Origin of the sequence: Mycobacterium innocens (genome assembly GCF_900566055.1) — a bacterium.
Lineage (GTDB): Bacteria > Actinomycetota > Actinomycetes > Mycobacteriales > Mycobacteriaceae > Mycobacterium > Mycobacterium innocens.
Genome location: NZ_UPHQ01000115.1, coordinates 1 through 1,457 on the forward strand (window position 1 = coordinate 1; position 1,457 = coordinate 1,457).

2 protein-coding genes are annotated in these 1,457 nt (G+C 61.6%); both read right to left on the minus strand.

The window, feature by feature from the left end; all coding sequences use genetic code 11:
* Nucleotides 1-250: 250 nt before the first annotated feature.
* Nucleotides 251-523, minus strand: a complete 273-nt coding sequence (locus tag EET03_RS12755; protein ID WP_279637696.1) for a PE-PPE domain-containing protein — start codon at nucleotides 521-523, stop codon at nucleotides 251-253.
* Nucleotides 524-643: 120 nt separating this feature from the next.
* Entirely contained in the window at nucleotides 644-1,324 is a 681-nt protein-coding gene (locus EET03_RS12760) for a VldE C-terminal domain-containing protein (protein ID WP_099194177.1), read from the minus strand.
* Nucleotides 1,325-1,457 lie beyond the last annotated feature (133 nt).

Below are 1,457 nucleotides of genomic sequence, written 5' to 3' on the forward strand. Positions count from 1 at the left end.
CACCTTGCCGCCTTGGCGGAACGTACGGCGCAGATACACCGATTCGTAGCAACGCTTCTCACCGGAGCCGGTCACGTGAGCCCTGCGCACTTTGGCTACGTGCACCTTCTCGTTACGGCGTGACATATAGGTAATCCTAGCCATCCCGACGAAGAAATCCCGTGAACGACACACTCTATTTTGTCTACATTTCTTGCGGGTCAACAGACTGAACCGCAGCTCACACCCCAGATCCCCGCCAAAACCCGGATTAACTTCGGGCTAGGCGGGGCAAGAATCCGAACGGGGTGGGCACATCGGCCGGTCCGGTGGACCAGCCATAGTCCGGGTTCCCGTAGCCCCAGTTGACAAGAGGTCTCAAGATCGGTTGGAGCAAGTCTGCAGCCGGATCCTCGACATAGGGGATCGACCGCACCGGATCCAGCAGCGGCAGGTTCTGCGTCGGAATCATGTAATACGTTGTGGTGTTAGGTCCCTGCGTCGGCCCGCGTTGGCAGCCTCGGCGCCGGTGTAGGCGTTGCAGCCGGCGATTACAGCTTTTCGGCCGACGTCAGCCGGCGCCGGCGCCGCGCCAACTTGGTGACCGCGGCATTGGTCTGTGCGAAAGTGCCAGTGGCCCAGGCATTCCCGCTGATCACGCTGATCACCGTGGCGGCATGGGCCGCATGGATCCGATGAAGTAGGTTTCTTGCCCGGTGGGATATCCGCCGCCGTCGGTGGCGATATGCACGTGGTCGTAGTGGTTGAGCGTTTCTGAACCGTAGTCCGCCGTCCAGCTCGGGGCGCCGATGCCCGGATAGATTTTCTGCCGCCAGATCACGTGCAGCACGCCCCAGCGTTTCGCGTTCGCCAACGCATACCCGGCGATTTGGTTGCCGAGTTCGATACCGGCGGGAGCGTCGTGGTTAGGGATCATCACGTCGATCGCCAACCCATTGGGATGCCACTTCAAGGGATCCTGGCGATACCCGTAGATGGTGGTGATCTGAGGAAACAGCACGCTGATGGCGCGGGCCGCCCAGATGGTCTTGACCTGCAGCCCCTGTTCGGATGCGACACCGGCGGGTAAGGCCAGCTGGAAGTCCTGGGCAGCGACGGGAGCGCTTGCCGCGAGCATCTCCGCCTCCGCGGGACTGGCGGTGGGCGGCGGGCTGGGCGGTGCAGCCACGGCACTACCTGTCGGAGTTGCGGCCGACGTCTCCGCGCAGCAGGGATGCTCTGTTTTTTGGGCGTAGATCATCGCGGCAGAGACGACGAGCGAGGCCGCGATTGCCAACCAGCGGCCCCGGCCGTTGGCTAACACGGCGGTGCTCACGAACAGCACTCTAGTCCGTAGTTCCCCCTATTGAGTGGGCTTCGAATTCTCAATGTTGTTCGTGAGCAGGTGTTTTACGGTCATGCGATGCGGGTGAAGTAGTCATGTATTATCGTATCAGTGTCGGCGTGTTCAGTTGCCA